Genomic DNA, 26,532 nt, shown 5'->3' with positions numbered 1-26,532 from the left:
TTTAGCTGCCATACTTGCGTATCGCCTACCCGCGTAGCACATGATTCAGGCAATCAATCGCTTGACGATCAGTATTTGATGTCCCGCGCTGTGCGACGTGTGTCCTGCTTGGTGCTGCGCTTTTCCTGACGACAATCGGCGTTGGTCTTGTCACTGCTCTTTCTGCAATCATCCTTGGTTTGTCGTGCCGTAGAGCGCCCGTCCTGACGGGTATCCCGTGCTTCACGCCGTTGCTCACCCTGCTCGGTCGCGTACGCCGGCAGTGACACCGACTGCACACCCGCGGCGACCAGGAACAGCGCCGCCAGAGTTTTCAAACATTGCTTGCGAATCATGATTCTTTCTCCAATTCGAAATCGCCCGGTTGCGTCTCAGGCCCACCGAGGATGTTCAGGGAAATGTGTCTGACGTTACCCACAAAATTGCTTCGTGGCACATGAGATCTGACGATAGGACCCCAAAGGCAGTCCCGCAAGGAGCGTATTCTGCAAAGATCGCAAAATGGCCATCGACAGCGACTAAGCTTTTGCAATGAAACATCGCCGCCGAGGAGATCTCCATGAGCGTCTCGCTGCCCGAACTCGATGCCGCCCTGCCCGGTCTGGCTTGCAAGATCCGCGTGCTGGACGCCCTGGCCTGGCCGGTTGGGGTCGAGGAAGACTTCCTGGAACATTGGCGCGGCGGTCAGGCACGATTACCCCGCGTCGAGCTGCGCCCGCGCGATCACAGTGCCGGGATCGTCGCCCTGGAAGATTTCGCTGGCCGCTGCGATGAGCAGCACCCCGCCGGGCATCACCTGGCCATGACGGCGCGCAGCTATGCCAAGGCCGGACGGATGCTGGGCGCCATTGGCACGCCCGCGTTCACACAATATTCGTCAGCGTTGTATCGGCGCCCGGATTTTGAGTATCCGCGCCTGAAACTGACCATGGTGGACGCGGCCCGATTTTTCCTCGATACCACCGATGCCTTGCTCGGCGGCACCCGAATTCCGCCGAGCGAAGCGGATATCCCGGCCGAGGCCTTCGCTGCCTGGATGCAACCGGAACTGGACCAGTTCTTTGGTCCGGGTCGAATTACCGTCGCACTCGATCCCACCCTGGCGGCCAAGGCGATCGCGGGTTCAAGCCGCATCCGCCTGCGCGCCAGCGCGATGTTCTCGGAACTGGACAAGAACCAGTTATTGCAACACGAAGCCTTCGTGCATGTGGCAACGGCACAAAATGGTGCACGCCAACCCAACCTCAAAAGCCTGGGCCTGGGGGCGCCCCGCACGACCCAGACTCAAGAGGGCATCGCGACCCTCGCCGAACTGTTCACCGGCAGCATGGACATCAACCGCCTGCGGCGCCTGGCCCTGCGCGTACTTGGGGTTCAGCAGGCGCTGGACGGCGCCGATTTCATTCAGGTGTTCGAAGGATTTGTCGCGGCCGGTCAGTCGCAAGAGGAGTCCTTTCGCTCGACCCAGCGGATTTTCCGCGGCGCCGACCTGCGTGGTGGATCGGCGTTTACCAAGGATGCCGCGTACCTGACCGGTTTGCTCGGCGTCCACACCCTGCTGCGCATTGCGATCCGTGATAATCGACCGGAACTGGTCAGCCATCTGTTTGCGGGACGCATCAGCCTGGGGGACACCTTGCGACTGGCGCCACTGTTCGACTCCGGCTGGCTCCAGGGACCGATTCACGTTCCGGCCTGGGCCAGCGATTTACGTCGGCTCGCCGCCAACCTGGCGTTCTCTGCCTTTATTACCCGGATCCAGCTGGATGTACTCGATCTGGACGTGCTCATGGCCTTCGCCGACGAACACGAAGACGATGCGAGCGCCCTGTGATCAGGGCAGCATGAAGTCCGAAGCTGTCCCAATTTGCGAAGAAACTGTCCTGCTACGCCAATAGCGTCCCATCCGGCCTACCTACTATAGGCCCCGGCACCTCTGCCCATCAGCAGGGGCCTGCCACCTATAGCGGATGCTCAATATTGCGCACCGCCGTACAGCACGGATTGGAGACAACAATGACAACAGTCACCGCAACCCAAGACACTCCTTCACCCCTCACCCCCTCGGCACCCGCGATTATCCGGTCGTCAGTGCGCCAGCATTCGATCAAAGTGGAGATCTGCTCCCCCGCCATCGGCGCTGAACTCAGCAACATCAACCTGGCCGATGCAACCCGGGACCCTGAGCTGATCGCACAAATCAGGGCGCTGTGGTTGAAGCACAAAGTGCTGTTCTTTCGCGATCAGGACCTCACCCCTCTGGAGCAACAGCAATTCGCCGCGCAATTCGGTGAGCTGGAAGGTCACCCATTGGCGCCGAGCCATCCAGAGGCGGACAAGCTGTTGATGCTGTATCGCAACCTTGACCCAAGCAAGCCCAAGACCTATGTCGAAAAGGCCAGTCGCGAAAACCTCTGGCATGCCGATGTCACCTACAAGAAGGCACCGCCCCGTGGAGCGGTATTGCGCTGCGAAATGGGTCCGGAGTCGGGTGGCGACACGCTGTGGTCAAACATGGTGATGGCTTACGAAAACTTGCCACAGGCCATCAAGCAACGAATCGACGGTCTGTACGCCAAACACAGTGCCGAGCATACCTTTGGCGCCCAGTTGCCACGCGACGACCGCCATGCGATGGCCGCGAAAAACCCTGCCGCCGAACACCCGGTGGTACTTACCCATCCGGAAACGGGCGAAAAGGTCTTGTTCGTCAACTCCGCGTTCACCACCCATTTCTCGAACTTCTTCAACTTCGAAGACATCCGCTACGGCCAGGACTTCATGCCCGAGGCTCATCACCTGATGAACTACCTGACGTCTCAGGCCGCGATTCCGGAATATCAGGTACGTCTGAAGTGGCGAACCAACACGATTGCCATGTGGGACAACCTGCAAGTCCAGCACTACGCGGTGGCTGACTACGGCAATGCGCCAAGAAAGATGCTGCGCGCCACACTCGCTGGCACCCCGCTCAGCTGATTCGAACTGCTTCCAGATATATCCAGGGCACCCGACCATCAGAGATGGGTCGGGCGGCCGTGGCTGCCGACGAATACTCGATCTGATACGCCGTAATGGAGATAAACATGTTCTACGAACACGTCGACACCGCCGTCATCGGTGGCGAATCACTGCCGAGAAAAAACGCGAATGGGGGCGCCGGAGCGCCCCATCGTTAGAACTGCCCGAGAAACGTCAGGAGCAGTTCGTTGACTTGATCGGCGCTTTCTTCCGCGGCGCTATGGCCCACGCCGGACAGCAGAACCTTCATCTGTAATCCGGGTAGATAGCTGTCGAGCTGGTCATAAAGGCTGCGTATTTCGATCGGCTCAAGCGAAGGGTCGGCAGCACCACCGATGAACAGGCTCGGCTGGCGCACCACCGCGCCGTCAAGAAACGCTGTGATTTCCCAATTCCGGTCACGACAACGGTAGTAGTTGAGGGCGCCGGTGAACCCTGTACGTGTGTATTCAGCGACGTAGTAGTCGAGCGCCCGCGCGCTCAACCATGACGGGAACTCGCCCTTCGGTTCAGTGAACGCGTTGAGGATAGGCTCACCGGGCTCGATGAACAGACGCCAGCGTTCAGCCCCGACAGCGCTGCCGGAGATTGAGTAGAAAACGCTACGCAATGTTTTTCTCGGATCGCAGGCCAACTCGCGATCCGGCTTTTCGAGTTGCTGGAAATACAGGTGGTGATACACCCTGCCCTTTGCCATTGCCTGTAAACCTGCGGTCGGTTTGACCTTGCCGCGTGGAGGCACCGGCGTATTGAGCATCACGAGACCACAGAACAGATCCGGCCTCAGCATCGCCGCGGCTTGGGCCACCCAGGCACCCAAGTCGTGTCCAATGATCACCGCGGACGTTTCGCCCAGAGCCGTCATCAAACCCACCATGTCGCCGACGGCCTGGCTCATGTCATAGGCTTCAATCGCATCGGGCCGATCGGTCTGGCCAAAACCCCGTTGATCGGGGACCACGACGCGATATCCCGACTCGGCCAATGCCACGATCTGTCGCCGCCACATGTACCAGAGATAGGGAAAACCGTGCAGCAGGATGACCAGCGGGCCCTGCCCCTCGTCGATGTAATGCAGGCGAATGCCATTGAGTTCAGCAAAGCAGTGGTTGAATGCATCAGGATCGTCGGCGTCCACTTGCGTGATCGCTGCGAGCGGCTGGCCGATTCGTTTTGCAGTGCGTGTGTCCATGTCTACCTTCATCTTTTTGTCGTTATTGGCATGAAGGTAGCCGTGACAGGACATCCTGCACTAAGCTCCTCAGGACACAATCTTGTGAAATTGGGACATGTAGATCTATGTTCACCCTGACGCGAAGTGCCAGCCTTACCAACTATGAGCAGGTCTCGCGCTCAGTGGGGCTCGATCCATTTCGCATGCTGCGCCTGGCCAGGTTGCCGGCCAGCGTCCTCGACGATCCGAATATCATGATTAGCACCGACTCGGTGGGGTGGTTGCTGGAGGAGTCGGCCCGTCTGTCCGGCCAAGAAGCTTTCGGATTGTTGCTCGCGCAGACACGACAACTGTCCAACTTCGGCATGCTGGCGCTGCTCATTCGCGAAGAACCGACATTGCGCGCAGCCCTGCAATCGTGCGCACGCTACATGCGGCTGCATAACGCCGGAGTGGAGTTGCGACTTGAAGACATGGGCGACCTGGTGCTGCTGCATGTGGGTGTGAAGATGCAGGGTCATAACGGGGTCTGGCGCCAGGCTATCGAGCAGTCGACAGGTATCGGACTGCGCACGTTGAGCGTGCTGACACGCAATACGTTCCGCCCTGTGCGGGTCAGTTTTACGCACGAGCGACCTGCCAGCCTTGACGTGCACCATCGCGTGCTGGGAACAGCCATCGAATTTTCACAGGAATTCAATGCCATCGTTTGCCGCGCGCGTGACCTGGACATGCCCATTCCCGCAGCTGACCCCGCGTTGCACCGCGAGGTGAAGCGCTCGCTGGACCTGCAGTTGGCCAACCAGCGTGACGAACCGTCGCAGCGGGTACGCCAGATCGTCAAGATGCTGCTGCCCAGCGGACTGTGCTCTGTGGATGGGGTTGCCCAGCACCTTGGCATGCATCGACGCACCCTTAACCGACACCTGGCGACCGAAGGCCAGAGTGTCACAACGATCATCAATGCGGTGCGCGCTGAACTCGCCGAAGAGTACCTGGCCAACAGCAAACGTCGATTGTATGAGGTCGCCGAACTCCTCGGCTTTTCCTCGGCCGGAGACTTTTCACGCTGGTTCCGCAGCCAGTTTGGCAAGCCCCCCTCGGATTGGGCTGCCTGCTACAGAGTGAGCAAGGCGACGCGGTCGGTTTAGCCTTTTCGATCCTTTCGACGGTGTGCAAATTCTGCGTTTTCGGTCTTTCTGACTCGCTTCAATGCTTTTTTAATGTGAACTGAGCCTGACTGCCATGCGAACCTGTCCAGCACTTCTGTGACCCTCTGCTGGCCCCCGCGAAGCCCCCTAATTGTGCGGCGCGCGCAGTTTTGAGGCGTTTAGCCCGTACGGTCCGACTCATCCAGCTGTCAAAACTTTGTCTGTATTATTTTTTTCTTCAGAAAAAGTCATGAAACTGACGCTTTTCAATCCGTTGTTTCTATTTGACTTTTTATTCTGCTGACGGAAATTCAGTGTTTTTTTGCAGCGGCACTTTGCCACTTTTTCGGGTACCTCTTACTAATCTGGTCTGCTCCTTGCTTTGGAAGAGTCGTCGGTGCCGCCAAGGCATCGCCAAGATAGGGCGCTTCGAGAGAGACCTCTGTTGTACCTCCACGGACTGGGTATCTCCTCGACAGTGAAGCGCTTTTCCATCGGCTGACCACAGCCGTTTTCGATGTACCTGCCAAAAATCATTCTTCGACTTTCATAGACGAGTGTCAGGTTATGGCGGGCATCGATAAGGAACCATTGAACCCAGAATGGCCGCATCAGAAGAGGAAGAGTTCTTCGTTTGCGGCCCGCCTGTTCGATCGAACCAGTGCAGCCAAGTTTTTCGGTTGGATGCTCCTGTTCTGCACCCTGGCGTTGATCTGCGACAGCCTCGACCCCGAGCTCCTCGACCCAACCAATCAGAAGTTCATCCTGCTGGTCGGCGGGCTCGGTGCCTGGCGCTACGCCAATGCAGTGATGCACTACGTGCGCGGCATGTATTTCCTGCACTGGAAGTTTCCACTCATGCGACGGGCCGTGGAGCGAATGGGCGACTCCGCCCTGCCCTCACACCTGTTCATGGTGGTGACCAGCTTCCGTATACCGACCCATACCACTTACCGGGTCTATCAAGCGTTGTTTCAGGAGGTGCAACGCCTGCCGGTGCCCTGCACGGTGATCGCTTCAATCGTCGAGAAGGCCGACGAGGACTTCATCAAGCAGATTTTGCGCCGTGAAGTGCGAGACCTCAGTAGCATCCGTCTGGTGGTGGTGCGCGCCCGCGGTACTGGCAAGCGCCATGGCCTGGCCCACGCCTTCCGTGCCCTCTCGCGACAAATGCCGCTGGACGATGCCGTCGTCGGAGTGGTCGATGGGGACACGATGATGCTGCCCGGTTGCGTGGGGAACGCGGTGAAGTTCTTCGCCTACCTGCCCAGCGTCGGTGGCATCACCACCAACGAATTCTGCGAAGTGGAAGGCGGCAAACTGGTACGCGAATGGCATTCGCTGCGCTTCGTCCAGCGACACATCAACATGTGCTCGATGTCACTGTCGCGGCGAGTGCTGACCATGACCGGACGGCTATCGTTTTTCCGCGCCCGCGTGATGATCGATCCGGGCTTTATCCGTGACGTCGAATCCGACTTCCTCGACCACTGGCGGCTCGGCCGCTTCCAGTTCCTCACCGGCGATGACAAATCCTCCTGGTTCAGCCTGATGCGCGCGGGCTGGGACACCTTCTATGTACCCGACAGCAACACCGTGACGGTGGAGCATCCGCCAGACAGCAACTTCTTCCGCGCGTCGCGCCAGCTGATGTTCCGATGGTACGGCAATTCGCTGCGACAAAACTTTCGTACCACCAAGCTGTTGGGCTTGCGTCAGTTGGGAGTGTTCACCATGTATGTGCTCTACGACCAACGCATTGCCATGTGGACATCGCTACTCGGGCTGGCTGCCTCAGTCATCGCCGGGCTGGTACTCGGTATGCAGTTTTTTATCGCCTACCTGTTCTGGGTACTGCTGACCCGTACCCTGGCGACGCTGCTGTTCAGCTTCACACAGCACCCGGTCGATCCGCTCTATCCGCTGGTGCTCTATTACAACCAGATCGTCGGCTCGCTGATGAAGGTCTATTCGCTGTTCCATCTCGACCAGCAAAGCTGGACGCGGCAAAAGACCACCCTCAGCTCCACCGGTTCGTCCTTTGATGTCGCCCTTAACCGCTGGTCCTCGAAAACCATGCTGGTTTCTGCGGTTTCGCTGTTCCTTGGCACAGTCGTTCTCCTGCTTGAGATTACTCAACGTTAGCCCCGAGGCCATCGTCCTATGAGCATCGCCACCAGTCTGTCTGCGAACGTAGTCCATGAAGCCACCGACGAACGCCAGTTCGTGCGAATCAAGATCCCGGCCACGGTAATCTTGCAGAGCTGGGAGGGGCCGCTCGAATGCGAAATCCAGGATATCTCGCTGGGTGGCATCAGCCTGCTCTGCGGCAAAGAGCTGAAGATTGGCTCAATGTACTCCGCCAGCATTCGTCTGAATCTTTCGACGATCAATATCAACATTGACGCCAGGATTCGCGTGGTCTCCCAGCGCGCTGATGAAGTCGGCGCCGAGTTCATCGAGCTCGACGCGCAGAAGCGGGACATCCTGCGCTACATGATCGCCGCCTATATGTCAGGCGAGGTCGCCGACTTCAACGGTCTGTTCAACGTGATGCAACGGGAAAACTACATCAAGGAGAGAAAGAAGGTCACCAGCAGCTCGCGCACCGTCTTCGAACGCCTGCAGGCCATGCTCGGCAGCCTGCTGTTCCTTGCCCTCGGCCTGCTGGTGATGAGCCTGCTGGCATACAAAACCTACCTGTTCTTCTTCCGTGTCTCGGCCGCCCACGCACAGGTCAGCGCCGAAGCCTATCAGGTGAACATGCCGGAAAACGGCTACGTGAAGTTCATGGTCGGAGGCGATGCCGGTGAAGTGAAGGCTGGCGAACCAATCGCCACGGTGTCGACCCAACTGCTCACCAACTTCAACAGCCCTGCGGACCTGCAGGCGCTGGCCAGCTTGTCGCAGAGCGATCTGCAGACGCTGCTCGGACGTTCACTGATCGAGACGGTAATCGCCAGCCCCTGCGACTGCTACGTTTATTTTCCAGGACGCAAGCTGGATAGTTACGCCTACAAGACTGACCCGCTGCTGCACCTGATACCCAAGGATCAACCCCTGGTAGTCAAGGCCAGCTTCCCCTTTGACAAGCTCAAAGACATCAACCGCATCCAGCGCGTCAGCCTGCGCGTGTCCGGTATGCCCGGGGCATTCGGTGGCAAGGTGGTGGGCTCCGCGGTGGATAGCGTCAACCAGATGCTGGTGCTGAGCATCCTGCCAGAGACCACGCTGCCACTGTCGGCGTACCAGCATCCGGTGGCGGTCGATGTGTACCTTGACCTGCCCTTCGACCCAGGTTTCTAGGAGGCTGGTCATGCGCTTGAAGAACGCCTCTGCCTCCCTGATCTACTTGGCCCTGGCGCTATTGCCGGGGCTGCCGGTGGACGCCGCGAGTCTGCCGGAGATCCGCTACCGTCTGTTCAAGGACAGCCAGGCCGACGTCGAGGCCGATCTTCGTGAACTGGCGACCCGTGGCGACTCGGCATCGCAAATGCTGCTGGCAGACCGTCTCGCTGCTTCACCGGACGCAGGCCGCGTGCAAGAGGCCGTCGAACTGTATAAGCGTTCATTCGACGATGGCCTCGGGCAGCTCAACGCGCTGACGGGGCTGGCCCGATTGAGCGAACGCAACCCGCGGTACCGCAACCAGAACCAGGCGTTCTTCAAGCATGCCATCGGCCTCTATTCGCACGAGCGAGACTTCAACACGCTGTCTTCGACACTGGAGGTCTTCCTGGCCTACCCGCAGGAGTTCCAGGGCGAGGAAGTGACGCGGCTGATCAACCTCTACGACCAGGCTTGCGTGGAGAACTGTTTCAGCTTGAGCTACCGTGCCGCGCTGGCGGAACTGCGCGGGCAGTACGCGCAGGCCGAAAGCTACTATCGCCGCGCCATGCTCGACGATGCCCGCGCGGTGGACCGTTACTATCGCTTCCTCGGCGAACGCCAGGAGGAAGTGTTCAGGGCATATGCCAAGACTCTCGAAACCCGAATCCCGAACCTGCCTGTGGACGTGGTGCAGTCCATCGGCAACCACCTGAGCAGCCTCTCCGGCGAAAACGATCCCTCGGTGCTGCTCTGGCTCGACAACGCCATAGCCCGCGGTTCGGAGTCGGCATTGGTCACCAAGGCCAGCTACATGATGTCGTTCGCCGACAGCTACGGCTATGAGGACACCCTGGCCCTGATTGACCGCATCGAGGCCAGTCAGTCGCAGCAGGGCCGCGCTCTGCGCGCCTCCGCCTACATGGTGCGTAACTGGCGCATCCTCGATCCCCACAAAGCCTACGACATCATCCGCGGCCTGCTCGCCGAGGGGTACCAGAACGCCAACCTGAACCTCGGCGAACTCTACAGCATGGGCGGGCTCGATGAGGTCGACCAGCTCAAGGCCATCGAGACCTACGAACGCCTCGCCGATCAAGGCTCGGCCTCAGCCTTCTATCGCATCGCCACCATCTACGGACGCGGGCGCGGCATATGCAACGACAAGATTCGCGCCTATGCCTACGCAAAAATCGCCGTGGACTACGGCGAGCTCGGCGCGATCAAGTACCTGAATGAACTGCAAGCAGAGATCAGTCCGGCAGACATCAGCGCGGCCTTGCAGGCGCGGGTGAACATCATGAAACAGGTCAAGGTACAGCTATGACGAATGGACTCTCCAGCATCCTGTTTCTGTCGCTGCTGACTGGCAGTCTGAGTTCGGTACACGCCGCCGCCGAGGCGGACAACTCAGGCGCTGCGACTGGCGAATCCACTCGGGACGCCACCCAAATACCTCCCGCAGCGGGCACGGAAAACCTCGTCGTGCAGCAGAAACTCACCGTACAGGGTGGCTACGGACCGGATAACTCGACCCTCGGCGAGGATCGCAAGGGCTTCTACAGTCTGCGCTACGAGCCCTCGCTCACCTGGTACTCGCCGGATCGCCAGTTCCCCACATGGCAGGGTTTCGCACGCGCCTGGCTGAACTACGCCTCGGCGCAGACCACCTCGCCCCTCCAGGAGCCGAACGAGCAACAGCCCGAGTATTTCAGTTCCGAAATGCGCGAGTTCTACCTCAAGCGCAACCTGCTGGGCGGCGACCCGCGCTATTCGCTGAGCGTCGGCCGGCAGAAGTTCGCCGACCACTACGGCATATGGTGGGACGATAGCATCGAAGCCCTGCGACTGGACTTCGTCGACACCTTCGCCACTGGCTTCGTAGCCGTGGCGCGCAAGTTCCATAACTACAACACCGACAACAACAGCCTGCGCGATAACGACCGTGACATCACCTACGGGATGGGCGAATACGCCCTGCGTTGGAGTGAAAGAAACTGGATCGGCACGCGACTGATGATCGAGCAGGACAGCTCGGGGGACGACCCGGACGATCGCAGTGATTTTCGCGGAGGCCGCCTCGGTCTGTTCGCCTACGGAGACAACTTGCGCGTCTCGCCGCTGTTCAGCGATTACCGCCTCGAACTGGCGGCGCTCAAGGGTCGTCTCGACCTCACCGACAGCGCTGGCGCAACCAGCAATGAACACACCCATGGCTGGGCGCTGATCGGCAACATCGGCAAGCGATTCGATGAAACGCCCTGGAAGCCACGGCTTTCCCTGCGTGTCGGACTGACCGACAAGCCGTCCAACGAGAACGAAGGCTTCTACCTCAATAACATCCAGTCAGACCGCGTCACCAACAAGGAGACCTACACCAACGGCTTGCTCAGCTCTTTTCTCAGCGTCGACCTGCACAATCTGGCGTTCTACAGCGTCGCAGTGGAAACCCAGCCCAAGCCGCGAAACAGCTTCGACGTGCGACTTTCCGACCTTTATCTGCGCGATGCCGACGGCGGCATCCCGATCAACGTCGCCGATGACCTGACCGCCACCGGCAGCAAGTCTCTCGGACAGATCCTCGACACCAATTACTACTGGCAGATGCTCCCGATAAACCTGCACGGCCAACAGCTGCATCTCAACCTGCTGGCCAGTGCGGGGTATTTCTGGAGCGGGAATGCCGTCAAGGGCCTGGACGATGACTTCCAGGTCAGTCTGGGCGTGGTGCTGCGCTACTAAACATCATGAGAGGAACACCAACATGGTCTTTACCTCGAACATCTTCCTGTACCTGTTCCTGCCACTGTTTTTGCTGGTCTATTACCTGGCCAGAAACTCCTGGCGCAACTACGTGATAGTCGTCGCAAGCTACTGCTTCTACGCGTGGTGGCGACCGGATTTCCTCCTGCTGTTCGTCGGCATCTCCTATTGGAATTATTGGTTCGGCCTGCGCATCAAGGCGCGGCTGGATGCCGACGACAAGTCCGGCGCCGAACGCCTGCTGTGGTTGGGTATCATCGGCAACCTGTGCACCCTGGGCTACTTCAAGTACGCCAACTTCGGCGTCGAAGTGATAGCTGCAGCCCTGGCGCCGCTGGGGATCAATACCTTCACGCTGGAAACCATCATCCTGCCGCTGGGTATCTCTTTCTACGTGTTCCACGCACTGAGCTACATCGTCGATATCTATCGCAAGGATGCCGAACCGACCAACCGCTTCGTTGACTTCGCTGCCTTCGTCGCTTTGTTTCCGCATCTGGTTGCCGGTCCGATCCTGCGTTACAGCCTGCTGGCCCCGCAGTTGCGAGAACGCACCCACTCGCTGGAGCTGTTTTCCCTCGGTGTTTGCCGCTTCATGCTCGGTTTCGTCAAGAAGGTACTGATCGCTGACTCGCTGGCGCCGATGAACACCCTGTTCATGGCCGAGGGTTCGCCGCAGTTCATTGACGCCTGGTTTGGCGTGTTCGTTTCGCTGGTTCAACTGTACTTTGACTTCTCCGGCTACAGCGACATGGCCATCGGCCTGGCGCTGATGATGGGCTTTCGCTTCGCCGAAAACTTCAACCAGCCGTTCCTGTGCAAAAGCCTCACCGAATTCTGGCGGCGTTGGCACCTGACCCTGGCCGACTTTCTACGCGACTACGTCTACCTGCCGCTTGTACGCTCGCGCAAGGTCGGCGGTGATACCGCACTGTTCATCACCATGCTGCTCTCCGGTTTCTGGCACGGCGCCAGCTTCGCCTTCATCTTCTTCGGCCTGTACTTCGCCGTGATCATGGTGCTGGAACGCCGCCTGGGCATCGCCACCAAGGTCAACACACCGTACAACTTCTGGCACAACATGCGCGCGCTGCTCTTGTTGCTGCTGTGCATGCCTCTGTTCATCACCGGCAATCTGAGGCACTCGCTGGAGATCTTCTCCGGCCTGTTTGGCCTCAACGGTCTGGGCAGCCTGGACATGTACTTCCTCGGCACCTCCAGCCTGAGCATGTCCTTCGTGCTGCTGGCGGTTGTCTGGCTGGTGGTTGCCGGGATGATCAACAACCGCTTCTACCTGCGCAACCAGGAGCCCTACTTCATGCAGAGCGTCAGCGGGTTGACTGCACTGATGCTCTGGGCCGGCTTCGGCATCTCGGTCACGCGGCTCGCCGCGAATTCCTTTTCCCCCTTCCTGTACTTCCAGTTCTGAGGAGATCGCCATGTTCCCCGTCATGAAGAGCGCTAGCAAAGTCAATGGCATCGCTTTCTGCATCCTGCTCGCAGTGATGCTGGTGTACTCCATTCCCAAGGTGGTGAGCTTCCTCAGGACGCAGCCCGATGCCCTCGCGCTGTTCCTTGACGGCCGCCTGCTGCGACAGCTGGAGATGACCTACGACCGCGAGTTCGTCCTTCGTGATACCGCCATCCGCACCTGGGCCGACCTTCAATACCTGGTCTTCGGCGAAGGCAGCAAGGGCGTGGTAATTGGCCGTAACGGTTGGCTGTTCACCAACGAGGAGTACATGATCCCCAATGACTATTCGCACGCAGTCGCCCAACATGTGCGGAACATCGCCGAGATCGAGGAGCAGCTACGCCAGCACAACAAACGGCTGATCCTGATGCCGGTGCCGATGAAGCTCGACATCTATGCCGAGTACGCACAGCGGCGCTTCGATGCGCGCACCGCGGGTATCTATGATGACTTCGTGGCGCGCCTCGCCGAGCAGAAAATCGAGACTGCACCGGTTCGTAGCGCGTTCCTCAGTGCCAAGGACAGCACGCAGCTGTTCCTGAAAACCGATACCCACTGGTCGCCCTATGGTGCCAACCTGGCGGCGCACGAAGTGGCGCGCCAGCATCCCGAACTGATCGGCAAGGCGCCCTACGCCACACAGCATGTGGCGCAAAAGGGCTATCACGGCGACCTCCTCAACTTCATCCAGGTCAGCGACTGGCTGGTCCCCTGGCCGTTGCTTGGCGACAACATCCCGGTGTTCGAAACCATAAGCCGCAACCAGTCGCTGGATGATGCCTTTCTGTTCGACGACCAGTCAGAGTCGATCATGCTGGTCGGCTCCAGCTACACCAAGATCGACGACTGGAACTTCCCCGGTTTCCTCAAGGAGTCGCTACAGAATGACCTGCTTACCACCGCCGTGGAGGCTCGCGGGCCCTTCCAGGCGATGGACGACTTCCTTGCTGGAAAGCAACTGAGGAACGACAGCATCAAGACCGTTATCTGGGAGTTCCCTGTGCGCACCCTGCTGGCGCAGAAGCCCAGTTCCAATAGTTGGCAGGCCACCATGAACCAGTTTTTCTAGGCACGGCCTTTTCGCCCCCCCCCCGAAACATGGAGATGACGACGATGAAAACCACGTTCCTTGGTAGCCTGCTCAGTTTGGTGCTGCTCGTCCCAAGCCCCGCCCATGCCGCCGACGGTAACGGTGGCCTCTATGCCAGCCCACCGCCGCCCGGTTCGGCCTTCGTGCGCGTGCTCAACCTGGCCGGCGCCCCAGTGGACGTTCATCTGAAGGGCAAGAGCAAGGCCCAGAAAGTCAGCGGCGGCCACCTGGGCGGCTACCTCTACATCACCCCCGGCAGCCAACAGTTGACGGTGGACAAGACCAGTCTGGACCTTGGCCTGAAATCCGATTCGGCAACCACTGTGATCTACGACGGCAAGGCGCTGAAGCCCATCGTCGACACCTATAGCATGGACCCGACAAAAGCTTTGGTGGCGTTCTACAACCTTACCGAGAAGCCATTGGCGCTCAAGACCCTCGATGGCAAGCATGCCATTGTCGACAACATCGCGCAGAACCAGATGGGTACGCGCCTGGTGAACGAGATCAAGATTGGCTTCGCCGCCTATAGCGGCGAGCAGAATGTAGCGAAGTTCGACGAGCAGTTTCTCAAGAAAGGCGGGTCCTACAGTTACGTGGCCATCGCTCAGGGCGGTCAGGTACGGACCCTGAGCCTGGCCAATTCGTTCGACTCTTTGCAGTGAAGCGACATGCCCGCCCGCCAACCCGAAGCCTGCGGTGACCTATGAAGCACACCTTCCGTACAGTCTGCACCTTACTGCTCGCCTGGATTGCCGTTGGCCTGCCGGCGAGCGCGCAGGAGAACTGCGACCTGCAGTGTCTGATTTGCCCCGCGCTGCACGATCCGCAGCAGTACGCCGAAGGAATCATGAAGTCGATGAAGGAAGTGACTCCGGGCAAAGACAAGTGGCTGTTCCGCTCGGAAGTCGACCTCTCCAACGACTTTTTCATCCCCAAGGAAATGCAGCCCGAATATGCCCGGCTGATGGCGACCTTCGCCGCCAGGCAGATCAAGGTTGTGTTCGCCGTGCAGCCGACCCGCGGGCTGATGCACCGCGACAAGATTCTGCCAGAGCGCAGCTTCGGCTTTTCCTACCCCACCGCCTCGCGCAACCTGGAAAACTTCCTCGGCCAACTACGTGCTCCAGGTGCCCTGGTGCCGGACGCCATGGTGCTGGTGCGCAACCCGCCCAAGGAAGAGTATTTCTTTCGCCGCGATCACCACTGGACACCCTCCGGTGCCCAGGCCACGGCAAAGATCGTCGCCGCAGAAATCAAGCGACAGCCCTTCTACGCCGGACTGGCCAAGAAGAGCTACCGCACCGAGGCCGGGATGATACTGCCCAAGGACGGTACCATGAGCCGGGCGCTGAAGAAGATCTGCGGCAACAACTACGGCTTCCAGTATGTCCGCGGCTTCCAGACCGTCCCCGCGGCCGACGATGCCAGCGCACTGTTCGAACAAGCCGCCGCCCCCGAAGTGATACTGGTCGGCACCAGCAATTCGGCAGCGCGCGACGACGAAATGAAGAACTACAACTTCGATGGCTACCTGAAAGAATTCCTCAACGTCGACATCCTCAACTTCGCCCTGGCCGGTGCCGGCCAGGACGGTTCGCTGCTGCAATACCTGCAGTCCGACAGCTACAAGCCGGATGCGCCACCCAAGATGATCATCTGGGAGCTGCCGGCCAGCTTCCACCTGGAGACGCCGCTGATGTACCGCCAACTGATCCCGGCGATCAACGGCGGCTGCGCCAAATCGCCGCAAGTGCTCACCAGTAACAAGCTCGAGCGTGCATCGCTGGTGCCCGGCCAGCGCATCGAACTGTTGAGTAATAGCGGCACACGGCGCCTGGCAATGACCGGAAAGTACGGCTTCCTGGACATCAAGCTGTCGGACAAGAGCGTCAAGGACTTCTACATCATCACCTACTACGACAACGGCGCCCGCGATAAAGCCTGGTTCCGTCGCGAGGCTATTGTCGACGGTGGTCAGTTCTACCTGGAACTGAGCTCCGCCGCAGAGTTCAGCAACGCAAACCTGCTGTCGGTGTTCCTCGAACCGGTGCAGCCCCTGGACACGCCGATCTCGATGGATGTGAAACTATGTCTCTGAGATGCCTCCCCCTGCTCCTGCTCGCAGCGCTGCTACCAGTGACCCAACCCTCCAACGCAACCGCAGGCGGCACCCGGTCGATCTGGAGCCTGCCGACGAGTGTCACGGCGCCCTCCGTGCTGCCCGACTATCACTCGCTGGTATGCCCCAAGCCGGTGATAGAGCCCTTCACTGGCGCCCTGCTGGTGGACAGCAAATACGACCAGAGCGACCCGACCAAGTCCACACTGGGCAAGGGCCAATCCCAGGAGTCCCAGCGTATCCACGACAGCGTGGCCAGCTATGGCAAGATGCTCAGCCTGTTCGCCGACTATTACGCCAAGGCGCAAGACCCGCCGCACGCCGCTATGGCTCTGGCGTGCATGGACCAATGGCTGGAGGCCTGGGCCGCCGCCGGAGCCCTGGAAAACCGCGAAGCGAACAAGACGGGTATCGCGGTGCGCAACTGGGCACTGGCGGCAATCGCCTCCAGCGTTCTCAAATTGCAAGCCCTTAGCGGCAACCAACTGCGACTCAGCGAGCGGCAGAAGCAGTGGCTGGACCGCCTGGCCGGCATCATCATCGAAGAGTACGATCCGCGCCTCGCCCCGTCCTTCGGCTATTTCAACAACCACGACTACTGGGCCGCCTGGTCCATCGGCTCCACCGGCATGCTGCTCGGCAAGCAGAGCCGCATCGACTGGAGCGCCAAGGTGTTTCGCCGCGCCATGCAGCAGATCACCCCGTCGGTCGGTGGCGACTATGCCTATCTGCCCAATGAACTGGCGCGCGGGACGCTCGCCGCCAACTACACCCACTACGCTCTGGTACCGCTGACCCTCGTCGCCGAAACCCTGCGGCTCAATGGCGCCAGCGTCACCGCCGAAGACAGCCGCAAGCTCGACCTGCTCGCCAACTTCGCTGCCCGGATCGTGCTCGCCCCCAATGGCCTTCCGGAGTTGCAAGGGCAAAAGCAGCAGAAGGTGCCGCCGTACAAGATGGCATGGCTGGTCCCCTTCCTGAGCCACAACCCGCAGCACGTTTTGGCACGCCAGTTGTACGGCGCCGAACACGGCGATGTGGACGGCTACCGGCAGATCGGCGGACACATCAAGCCTTTCTACCCTAATGTCGAATAACCCAGGCCCAGGTGAAGCCCATGCCCAGATCGCTCCCCCCATCCGCTGCCCATGCCCTGCTCTGCTTCCTGTGCTGCACACTGCTACCACTGGCACAGGCGCAGAGTCTTCTGCGCCACCAGCTCAGCGACGTACCGGCCACCGAGCAACAGCAGGAAATCGAGCGCGTGCTGCAGGCCGCCGACCAGGGCGTGGACGCTAATCAGGTGCGCGAGTCGCGCCCCGTCGGGCGCGCCTCGGTGAGCCTGAGCAGTCTGTTCTCCTCGCAGGAGGGCAGCTGGCCCTTCGAACCCTTCGTGCACAACGGTCTGTTTCGCGTCATCGCCAGCTACCAGACAAATCACCCGCTGGTGGTGGTGGTACGCGGCGGCGGCATCGGTCTGGCGCAGTTGCACCAGGCACTCGGCGACGAGCGCGTGATGAGCCGGCACAACGACGGCTACTTGCTCAGCTACCCACTGCTGATCGCCCCCGGTGCAGCACTCAACATCGTGGAGAGCACCCTCTACCTTCGCACCCAGTCCGGCACTGCACTGATCAACCAAGGCGATCTGACCCTAAAGCACGCCACCCTGACCAGCTGGAGCGACGGCCAGCCTGCCGAAATCAAGCAGCCGTTCCGTCCCTTCGTCATGGCCTGGGCCGGCAGCCGCACCCGCATCATCGACTCCAGTCTCAGCCGCCTCGGCTACAACGCCCACCTTTCCCGCGGCCTGACGCTCGCGCGCAGCACCGAGCAAGCTCTCGGCCTGGCGCCGGCAATCCTGTTGATGAGCGGCAGTCGGATCAGCGAGCTGTCCAGCGGTGTCGAATTGCAGAAGGCCGAGGCGCGCATCGAAAACAATCGTTTCGACGACCTGCAACAATACGCCCTCGACCTGTTGGACAGTCGCGCCAGCCTGGTTGGCAATCATATCGCCACCGTGAAAAACCAGAGCGCCATTCGACTGCGCGGCACCAGCAGCGGCGTGGTGGAACGCAACGTGATACTCGGCGCTGGCAAAGCTGGTATTGAGGTGCTGGACCAGCATGGCGAACTGGTGCTGCGACAAAACATGATCGGCGCTACGCAAAACGGCATCTTTCTTCGCCAGCTTGTCGATAAAAAGGACACCCCTCTACTGCTCGCGCAGAACTACATCGCCAACACCGCCAGCAGCGGCATCGACGGCGAAGCGATCGGCACCGTCTATGTCATCGACAACCGCATCAGCACCACGCCGGAATACGCCATCAGCATGCGCAATCCGACAGGCCAGCCGTCGCGCCTGGTGCTGGTGGCTAACCGACTGGCCAATGCCGGCAAGGCGATGATCCGCACAGAGGGCATAGATCGGGTGGTGCTGGGGGACAACCACTACCAGATGGGACAGACTGATCAACAGTTGATGGCTGGCGACCTGATGCCCGTGCAGAGTCTGCTGGTGGAAGCCACGGTGATGAACCCTTGTATCGTCGAGGTATGGATCTGGGCCGAGGCCGGCACCAGCCCCCCCGCCAGTCTGCCCGGCAACTGCCTGCGCGGTAATGAAACCGGGGATCGAGGCGAGTTCCTGCGTCTGAGATCAAGCAGCGGAAACTGACGCAGGTCTGCCGAAAGGTAGGCAGTGCAGCAATGTATATCAGGCTGGATTCAATTTGGATTCAACCTGATACGACCAAGGCAAGGTGCACAGGTCATCCTGTGCACCCTCGTTATCTAGCCTTTGACAAGCACCACGCCCCCTGGAGCAGCGGAAGGCTTGCCCCGAGATTCGTGTGTCCTCCCGTAGGCATCCTCCAATCGTTCGATATCGTCCTCGCCCAGATAACTGCCCGATTGAACTTCGATGATCTCCAGCGGGATTTTGCCGGGGTTGGCCAAACGATGCACCGAAGCGACCGGGATGTAAGTGGACTCATTTTCGGTGAGCAGGAAAACCCTGTCGCCGCAGGTTACCTGAGCGGTACCGGACACTACGACCCAGTGCTCCGCTCGATGGTGATGCATCTGCAGGGAAAGCTGGGCGCCCGGCTTCACGGTAATGTGCTTGACCTGATGACGGGTGCCGCTGTCAACCGAGTCATAGGCACCCCATGGACGATACACAGAGCTGTGGTTCTGAGTTTCCTGACGGCCATTGGCATCCAGGATACCGACCAGCTTTTTCACACTTTGCACGGCACTCTTGTGCGCGATCATCACCGCATCCTTGGTTTCTACCACCACCACATCGTCCAGTCCCAGCAGCGTCACCAGCTTGCCGCTGCTATGGACGAAACAGTTGTGACTGTTGTGGCTGACCACGTCACCCTTGAGCACATTGCCGTCTACGTCTTTCGCATGCACGTCCCACAAACTCGACCAACAACCCACGTCGCTCCATCCAGCGGCCAGCGGCACTACGCAGGCACTCTTGGTACGCTCCATCACCGCATAGTCAATCGAATTGTCCGGACAGCACTCGAAGGTCCCTGCATCAATGCTGATGGCCGCATCGCTACTGCGGCTTCGCTCCAGGGCCAGTACGCAGGTCTCATGAATATCCGGCTCATGTACGCGCAGCTCTTCGAGATACCGGCTGGCGCGGAACAGGAACATGCCGCTGTTCCAAAAATATTCACCGGACTGCACATACTCGCCGGCTTTTTGCAGATCCGGCTTCTCCACGAAGTGTTCGACCCGAAAAACGCCTTCGGGCAGATCGGGGCAAGGCTCTGCGAACGCCCCCTTTATGTAACCAAAACCGGTCTCCGGGCGTGTCGCGGGTATGCCAAATAACACCATGCCACCCTTTTCAGCGGCGGCCTGCGCCTGCTGAAGTCCAGAATGCAAGGCCGCCCCATCCGTGATCACGTGATCGGCTGGCAATACCAGCAGCAGTTCGTCACGCCCCTCGGCGAGCAGTTTAAGGGCCACCAGAGCGACTGCCGGAGCAGTGTTGCGGCCGAAGGGCTCCAGCAACATCGCCTGGGCTGTGCAACCGATGGCAGCGAGCTGCTCGTTGACGATGAAACGATGTTCCTGGTTGCAGACAATGATCGGCTTTTCCATGCCATCGAAAGTCAACCGCTGCAAGGTCTGCTGAAAGAGCGTGCGCTCACTGGTCAATGCCAGAAACTGCTTGGGATACAACTTTCGCGACAGGGGCCAGAGCCGCGAGCCGCTGCCGCCGGACAAAATCACTGGAATCATTTTTGTTTCCTCCGAATCTTTCATTGTCGATAGATATGAAAGCTCCGCTGGGATCGCATCCCGAAAACCGGAGGACTGCCCTTCTCTGTTTTCACCTGCAAAAACGTCCGACGGCGCTATCGCTCGAACGTCTGGATGGCGTTGTCGTGGTCCCCGTTACCAGCAGATACCTTCCGACTCGTGGTTGCTCGAATGGTCCATGAAGCCCACCAGATCGACGACTTTCTTGCCGGGTGGTACCTGTCGCGCCACGGCATCGAACATCTCGTCGCCGTTACCCAGGACGATGATGTCCGCATCCTCCACTATCTGAGTCAGGTCGGAGCGCAAGAGTGAGGAAACGTGGGGGATCTTCGACTGGATATACTCTTTGTTCGCACCGTGGACACGGGCGTACTCGACGTTGCGATCGAATATCTGCAGGTCATAGCCCTTGCCGATCAACATCTCGGCCAATTCCACCAGCGGGCTTTCGCGCAGATCATCGGTTCCAGCCTTGAAACTCAGGCCAAGCAGGGCGATCCGGCGTTTTCCATAACCGGCAATGAGGTTGAACGCCGTCTGCACCTGCACCGCATTGCTGCGCATGATCGCAGCCAGAAGCGGGTGTTCTACGTCCAGTTGACCGGCACGGTAGGTTAGCGCACGCACATCCTTGGGCAAACATGATCCCCCGAAGGCAAACCCCGGGCGCATGTAATAACGCGACAGGTTCAGCTTATTGTCCAGGCAGACGACGTCCATCACTTCACGCCCATCCACCCCGACAGCCTTGGAGATATTGCCGATCTCGTTGGCGAAGCTCACCTTGATGGCGTGCCAGACGTTGCAGGTGTACTTGATCATTTCCGCCACCTCGATGCTCTTGCGCACGATGGGCGCTTCCAGCTCTTTGTAGAGCGCTTCGAGCATGTCCGCGGTACGTTGGTCGAGTTCACCGATAACAGTCATTGGCGGGTGGTCATAATCCTTTATTGCCGTGCTTTCCCGGAGGAACTCCGGGTTGACGGCAACGCCGAAATCAATCCCCGCCCTCTTGCCCGAACAGCTCTCCAGAAGCGGGATCACCACGTTTTTCACCGTGCCGGGTAGCACCGTACTGCGCACGACCACCGAGTGCCAGGCGCTCTTGCTGCGCAAGGTCTCTCCTATTTCCCGGCATACCGACTCGATATAATTGAGTTCAAGGTCGCCATTCTTCTTGCTTGGCGTGCCAACGCAGATAAACGAGATTTCCGTATCCATGACGACGGACTCTACATCGGTAGCACCTCGCAGGCGCCCCGAACGCGCGCCCAATTCAAGCAAGTGCTCTAGGCCCGGCTCGACAATGGGCGACTTACCCTGATTGATCAGATCGATTTTCACCGCAGAGATATCCGCCCCGACCACGTCATGGCCGCGGGCAGAGAGACAACCAGCGCATACAGCGCCCACGTACCCAAGACCAAAAATGCTAATGCGCATTTGTACCTACTCCTCTCACGCCCCTAACAAAGAGCGGACTCTCGAGCATGGGAAACATGCTTGAAGTTCGCCCGCCACAGCAAGACAGTCAGGTACGGCTCGGTCCTGAGCCCACATTCGAAAGCGTCACGAATGCTGTACGGCATACTTCACATGGGCGCTGTCCCTGTAATTAACGGTGTTGCATCGGGTTAAACTCGACCCTTCAGCAGAAGCAAAGTAAATGCCAACAAAATAAATGCAGCCTATTTGTACAACATCGAAAAAAGTTATCCATAGAAAACAAGCAATTATAAACACCCCCACACCATCAATTTAATTACGCCACTTGACGACAGCACTAAAAAGAAGCAATAGATTTTCATGACGCATTCTAAGCGCGCACAAGAACAATCAAATATCAGCACAAGCAGACAATCTAATTAGATACGCAAGCAATTGATAAACAAGTATATTTATTAACAAACAGAAACACGCCAACATTCAGACGCCAATATAATGATGCGCGACCTGATCGGCTCGCTTATCGACATCGACAATAATCCTGAAATCACCCGTGCATTGAGTTTTCTGCAGTGTCCAGGTCGCTTCAAGAGGCAAACTGACGGAGTCGTCGAAGGACGTGGAGTTGGCAGACGTCAAACGGTCAGGCCCGGCAAAAGGTCTCGCTCTGCGCCTGCGCCATGCGTTGTATCGCAATGAGCAAAGTGCAGCCTCGACATTCAGAAGCGACAACGAAAAACGGATCAACATCAACTGCACGCTTAAGGTCTGGTGACCGACGGAAGAAACCCAAGGCTCATGACCAGGTCACCCGACAGCGACATCCATGTAACAGGATGTCGGTGTCCGGTTTTTCCTGCTGCAAGGGTCACATTGCAGCGCGCCGGCTACTGGCGAACGCACTCGTGCCGAGCCAGCGCCACAAATTTTCCGCATCCTGCACGGCGCCATCTACACGCAGCTCTCGCGACTGAAGAACCTCCTTGGGTGTGCGGTCGCCCGCCCACACCTCGGTCAACGCGCGCACGCTGGAGTCCACGACGAGCGTCAGTTCGCGTCCGGGGTCGTCGCGGCACAGATCTGCCACCCCCTCTTCGACCACCAGCCACCACGCTTGCTCGCCGGAGCGGGCGTCGCGGAACCTGAAGTGGATGATCACCGGCCGGGACGGGAACATCTCGATGCGCGCGAACCGGCGCACGTCCCACATCAACAGGCCCGCATCGAGTTCGTCATCGCGCAGGCGACTGCCGATCCAGCGTGCGCCCCAATGCCCCAGCGCCATGATGATGGGGCGCAAATCCTCGCCCGCCTCGGTCAGGCTGTACTCCCAGACTTTGCCGACGGCCTTGCGATGGACAACGCCGATATCTTCCAGATGGCGCAGCCGCTGCGCCAGCAGACTGGTGGACATCCGGGGTACGCCGCGGTGCAGCTCATTGAAGCGCTTGCTGCCGCAGAGCAATTCGCGAACGACCAACGGTGTCCAGCGCTCACACAACGCTTCAGCACCGCGGGCGACCGTGCAGAACTGACCGTAACTTTCGTCCATCGCCTGTCCTCCGAACCTGCAACGCTTCAGATTCTGCACTAGTCTCGCGACTTCTCCACGCGCACGCTGAAGCCTTCGAAAGCCAACCGCCACAGGAGAACGCCATGACCAAGATAGCCATTATCCAGCGCCCGCCCGTGCTGCTCGATCGCAGCGCGACGATTGCCCGGGCCGTGCAGTCGGTCGCTGAGGCCGCGGCGGCGGGCGCCTCGCTGATCGTTTTGCCCGAACAGTTCATTCCAGGTTACCCGTCATGGATCTGGCGGCTGGCGGCGGGAAGGGACGGGGCTTTAATGGGACAGTTGCATGCGCGGCTGCTGGCCAATGCCGTTGATATCGCGAATGGTGACCTGAGCGAATTGTGCGAGGCCTCCCGGGTTCATGCCGTGACGATCGTGTGCGGCATCAATGAATGCGACCGGCGCCATGGCGGCGGCACGCTCTACAACAGCGTAGTCGTTATCGGCGCGAACGGCGAAGTGCTCAACCGACACCGCAAGCTTATGCCAACGAACCCCGAGCGCATGGTCCATGGTGTCGGTGATGCGTCAGGGTTGCGTACGGTCGATACACCGGTCGGCCGCATTGGTGCGCTAATTTGCTGGGAGAGCTATATGCCGCTGGCACGCTATGCACTGTATGCCCAAGGAGTGGAGATCTACATCGCCCCCACGTACGACAGTGGCGATGACTGGATCTGCACGATGCGCCACATTGCACTTGAAGGCCGTTGCTGGGTGCTCGGCAGTGGCACCTTGCTGCGCGGCAGCGACATCCCCGATGACTTTCCGGCTCGCATGCAAATGTTTCCGGATCCGCAAGAGTGGATCAACGACGGCGACTCGGTGGTGGTCAGCCCCCAAGGCCGGGTCACCGCCGGCCCACTGCACCGGGAGGCAGGCATTCTGTATGCGGACATTGACGTCTCACTCGTGGCCCCCGCGCGACGGGCGCTCGACGTCACCGGGCACTATGCGCGCCCGGACATTTTCGAACTGCAGGTTCGGCGCACGCCGGCGACAGCGGTGCACTACATCGACAAGTGAAACCAGACAACGTTGAGGCGATGCCTCCCATCGGCGGCGGTATCGCGTAATCCCTGATCAAGGAGTCATCTCATGAGCGCTCAAAGGTCCTACACAGGCAGTTGTTTCTGCGGTGCCGTCGAGTTCACCGTCAGCGGGGAGCCCGCCGCGATGGGCTATTGCCATTGCGAGTCGTGTCGGCATTGGTCGGCAGGACCGGTCAATGCCTTCACGCTGTGGAAGCCCGAGGCGGTGCAGGTCACTCGGGGAGCTGACAGCATCGGCACCTACAACAAGACCGAGCAGAGTTACCGCAAATGGTGCAAACATTGCGGCGGCCACCTCTTCACCGAACATCCGGGGATGGGGCTGATTGATGTGTATGCCGCCGTTATCCCGGACCTCGCGTTTTTGCCAGGCGTTCACGTCCACTATCAGGAGACCGTGCTGCACATCAAAGATGGATTGCCCAAGCTCAAAGACGTCCCCAGCGAATTGGGAGGGTCGGGCGTCGGCGTGGAGGAATAGCGCATTATCAATCGGCGAACCTGGCATGAAAAAGAGGGATTTACTTAAACCCTCAAGACAAATAGCCAAGTGACTGCCCCATCAGATCGAATGGGGTTTGTTTAGAGTGCACTTAGTTGAAAATCAACTAAGTGCGCCGAACATCTACTTATGCACCGAAACAAAATAGGCCTCATACTCAACCCTCGAGTTACTTGAGCAATACGCTCACCGCAGAGCAACTCGATCAAACGCCAGGATCTGGGTATCTACGTGGGTGGGGCCTGTGTGCGGACGCATTACATTGCAACCAGGCGAAACACTTAAGGCGGCAGACGTCCTCGAGTTCTGAGTGCCTGCAGCGCAATCGGCCTGAAGTAACGTAGTAACTTCGGCGCCGAGTGTATCGGCGGCGTTACAACTTATACCAATATAGTTGCAATCGCAGTAGCGTGCCAGTTTTGGCCAGTTCGATTTCAAGCACAATCAAACTGGCCAATACGCGCTCACATCGGCCGCGAGTGCCCGCAACCCCCATGAAGAAACTGTACTCAGCGCAGGAAGACACTCATGCACACCATTCGTAATACGTTGGTGGTAGTGGATTCGCAGCAGTCCAGGGATCTGATCTTGAACAGGGCAAAAATGATTGCCGGCGCTACCCGGTCGCACTTGCATCTGCTGGCGTGCGAAAAGGGAAATCACCACGGTGCCTACCTGAGCGACATACAAGACGAATTGCTACAGGAGGGTTATAGCGTCAGCGCTCAACAAGCCTGGTACGGGAGTTTTCACAAGACCATCATCGCGACCCAACATGAGGAAGGATGTGGTCTGGTGATCAAGCAGCACCTTCCCCAGACGCTGATGAAGTCCTTTCTCACCCCCGACGACTGGAAGTTGTTGCGATACTGCCCCAGCCCGGTACTGATCGTAAAAACCGCCAGACCGTGGACCGGAGGCAACATTCTTGCGGCCATTGATGCCGGTAACGGTGACGTCGAGCACCGCGTGCTGCATTCCGGCATTGTCAGCCACAGTTACGACATCGCCGCACTGGCGGGCGGCACGCTCCACATGATGAGCGCCCATCCCTATCCCCTGTACTCGGCAGCCGACCCCGTGCTCCAACTCAAGGAGAGCATTCAGGCGCTGTATCACGAACTGTGCAAAACCCTCCAGGACGAATTCGACATCAGCGACGACCGCCTGCATATAGAAGAGGGCTCAGCCGACGTGCTGATCCCATACGTCGCGCACAAACTTGAAGCCGCGCTCACGGTGATCGGCAGCGTGGCCCGTACCGGGCTGTCGGGAGCATTGATCGGCAACACCGCCGAGATGATTCTGGACACGCTCGACAGCGACGTACTGGTGCTCAAGCCGGACGACATCATCACTCACCTGGAAGAGCTGGCCGCCCCACCCCACAGCTCACCGGACAATGACGGTAGCGCGATATCCGCTTGGCCGTATAACCATCACAATCATCGACCACACTCGTAGGAGCACGTTAAATGCCTCCCGGAAAATCAATGGCCGTGCCCCCATCAGGCCATTCATGCAGACGCACTTCGTGAGTGC

21 protein-coding genes are annotated in these 26,532 nt (G+C 59.2%); 16 read left to right on the top strand and 5 right to left on the bottom strand.

The genetic code is table 11. The annotated features are described in order from the left end of the window. Positions 1–68: 68 nt before the first annotated feature. A complete protein-coding gene (locus QYH43_RS09220) occupies positions 69–335 on the bottom strand; it encodes a hypothetical protein (protein WP_095056812.1) in 267 nt (88 codons plus the stop codon). Positions 336–559: 224 nt separating this feature from the next. Between QYH43_RS09220 and QYH43_RS09215 the strand changes: the two genes are divergently transcribed. Then, complete coding sequence (locus QYH43_RS09215; protein ID WP_301156915.1) at positions 560–1,834, top strand: flavohemoglobin expression-modulating QEGLA motif protein; 1,275 nt, start codon at positions 560–562, stop codon at positions 1,832–1,834. A gap of 272 nt (positions 1,835–2,106) precedes the next feature. Next, a complete protein-coding gene (locus tag QYH43_RS09210; RefSeq protein WP_218232047.1) occupies positions 2,107–2,979 on the top strand; it encodes a TauD/TfdA family dioxygenase in 873 nt (290 codons plus the stop codon). A gap of 196 nt (positions 2,980–3,175) precedes the next feature. Here QYH43_RS09210 and QYH43_RS09205 read toward each other — a convergent pair whose 3' ends face one another. Next, positions 3,176–4,213: an alpha/beta hydrolase gene (locus QYH43_RS09205; protein WP_301156914.1), complete on the bottom strand. Its 1,038-nt coding sequence runs from the start codon at positions 4,211–4,213 to the stop codon at positions 3,176–3,178. 107 nt (positions 4,214–4,320) lie between these two features. Between QYH43_RS09205 and QYH43_RS09200 the strand changes: the two genes are divergently transcribed. The 11 genes from QYH43_RS09200 (at position 4,321) to QYH43_RS09150 (ending at position 18,802) form a co-directional block, all read left to right on the top strand. Next, positions 4,321–5,346, top strand: coding sequence for an AraC family transcriptional regulator (locus QYH43_RS09200; protein ID WP_301156913.1), 1,026 nt, complete (start codon positions 4,321–4,323; stop codon positions 5,344–5,346). A gap of 684 nt (positions 5,347–6,030) precedes the next feature. After that, on the top strand, positions 6,031–7,491 hold the full coding sequence (locus QYH43_RS09195) for a glycosyltransferase (protein WP_095056940.1): 1,461 nt from the start codon (positions 6,031–6,033) through the stop codon (positions 7,489–7,491). Positions 7,492–7,509: 18 nt separating this feature from the next. Then, on the top strand, positions 7,510–8,652 hold the full coding sequence (locus tag QYH43_RS09190) for a PilZ domain-containing protein (RefSeq protein ID WP_095056816.1): 1,143 nt from the start codon (positions 7,510–7,512) through the stop codon (positions 8,650–8,652). A gap of 10 nt (positions 8,653–8,662) precedes the next feature. Continuing rightward, positions 8,663–10,000 (top strand): tetratricopeptide repeat protein, encoded by a 1,338-nt coding sequence (locus tag QYH43_RS09185; RefSeq protein ID WP_095151429.1) that lies wholly within the window; start codon positions 8,663–8,665, stop codon positions 9,998–10,000. Then, complete coding sequence (locus QYH43_RS09180) at positions 9,997–11,415, top strand: alginate export family protein (RefSeq protein ID WP_095056818.1); 1,419 nt, start codon at positions 9,997–9,999, stop codon at positions 11,413–11,415. Before QYH43_RS09185 ends, QYH43_RS09180 begins: the two co-directional genes overlap by 4 nt. 22 nt (positions 11,416–11,437) lie before the next feature. After that, positions 11,438–12,865: an MBOAT family protein gene (locus tag QYH43_RS09175; RefSeq protein WP_256580299.1), complete on the top strand. Its 1,428-nt coding sequence runs from the start codon at positions 11,438–11,440 to the stop codon at positions 12,863–12,865. A gap of 10 nt (positions 12,866–12,875) precedes the next feature. Then, entirely contained in the window at positions 12,876–13,979 is a 1,104-nt protein-coding gene (locus QYH43_RS09170; RefSeq protein WP_095056820.1) for an alginate O-acetyltransferase, read from the top strand. Between the two features lie 44 nt (positions 13,980–14,023). Then, positions 14,024–14,665 carry an alginate O-acetyltransferase AlgF gene (locus tag QYH43_RS09165; protein WP_095056821.1) on the top strand — a complete coding sequence of 214 codons (642 nt, stop codon included), beginning with the start codon at positions 14,024–14,026 and terminating at the stop codon, positions 14,663–14,665. A gap of 41 nt (positions 14,666–14,706) precedes the next feature. Next, positions 14,707–16,101, top strand: a complete 1,395-nt coding sequence (locus tag QYH43_RS09160) for an alginate biosynthesis protein AlgX (protein WP_095151432.1) — start codon at positions 14,707–14,709, stop codon at positions 16,099–16,101. Beyond that, complete coding sequence (locus tag QYH43_RS09155) at positions 16,092–17,219, top strand: alginate lyase family protein (RefSeq protein ID WP_301156912.1); 1,128 nt, start codon at positions 16,092–16,094, stop codon at positions 17,217–17,219. Before QYH43_RS09160 ends, QYH43_RS09155 begins: the two co-directional genes overlap by 10 nt. Positions 17,220–17,239: 20 nt before the next feature. Continuing rightward, positions 17,240–18,802 carry a right-handed parallel beta-helix repeat-containing protein gene (locus QYH43_RS09150; RefSeq protein ID WP_095056824.1) on the top strand — a complete coding sequence of 521 codons (1,563 nt, stop codon included), beginning with the start codon at positions 17,240–17,242 and terminating at the stop codon, positions 18,800–18,802. Between the two features lie 116 nt (positions 18,803–18,918). On the opposite strand, the gene QYH43_RS09145 is transcribed toward QYH43_RS09150, so the two are convergent. The 3 genes from QYH43_RS09145 to QYH43_RS09135 all read right to left on the bottom strand — a co-directional run bounded on the left by QYH43_RS09145 (position 18,919) and on the right by QYH43_RS09135 (position 23,416). Then, entirely contained in the window at positions 18,919–20,394 is a 1,476-nt protein-coding gene (locus QYH43_RS09145; protein WP_095056825.1) for a mannose-1-phosphate guanylyltransferase/mannose-6-phosphate isomerase, read from the bottom strand. 156 nt (positions 20,395–20,550) lie between these two features. Further along, positions 20,551–21,861 (bottom strand): nucleotide sugar dehydrogenase, encoded by a 1,311-nt coding sequence (locus QYH43_RS09140; protein WP_095056826.1) that lies wholly within the window; start codon positions 21,859–21,861, stop codon positions 20,551–20,553. 871 nt (positions 21,862–22,732) lie between these two features. Then, positions 22,733–23,416: a helix-turn-helix domain-containing protein gene (locus tag QYH43_RS09135; protein WP_095056827.1), complete on the bottom strand. Its 684-nt coding sequence runs from the start codon at positions 23,414–23,416 to the stop codon at positions 22,733–22,735. 104 nt (positions 23,417–23,520) lie between these two features. Here QYH43_RS09135 and QYH43_RS09130 point away from each other — a divergent pair, with 104 nt between their 5' ends. The 3 genes from QYH43_RS09130 (at position 23,521) to QYH43_RS09120 (ending at position 26,454) form a co-directional block, all read left to right on the top strand. Then, the gene (locus QYH43_RS09130) at positions 23,521–24,462 is read left to right on the top strand and encodes a carbon-nitrogen hydrolase family protein (RefSeq protein WP_095056828.1); all 942 of its coding nucleotides are present in this window, start codon (positions 23,521–23,523) and stop codon (positions 24,460–24,462) included. 72 nt (positions 24,463–24,534) lie between these two features. After that, positions 24,535–24,969: a GFA family protein gene (locus tag QYH43_RS09125; RefSeq protein WP_095056829.1), complete on the top strand. Its 435-nt coding sequence runs from the start codon at positions 24,535–24,537 to the stop codon at positions 24,967–24,969. A gap of 549 nt (positions 24,970–25,518) precedes the next feature. Next, positions 25,519–26,454, top strand: coding sequence for a universal stress protein (locus QYH43_RS09120; RefSeq protein WP_095056830.1), 936 nt, complete (start codon positions 25,519–25,521; stop codon positions 26,452–26,454). Positions 26,455–26,532 lie beyond the last annotated feature (78 nt).

Source organism: Pseudomonas sp. C32 (genome assembly GCF_030417915.1).
Lineage (GTDB): Bacteria > Pseudomonadota > Gammaproteobacteria > Pseudomonadales > Pseudomonadaceae > Aquipseudomonas.
The sequence above is the reverse complement of the archived record's forward strand: the minus strand, read 5'-3'. Positions and strand labels throughout refer to the sequence as shown.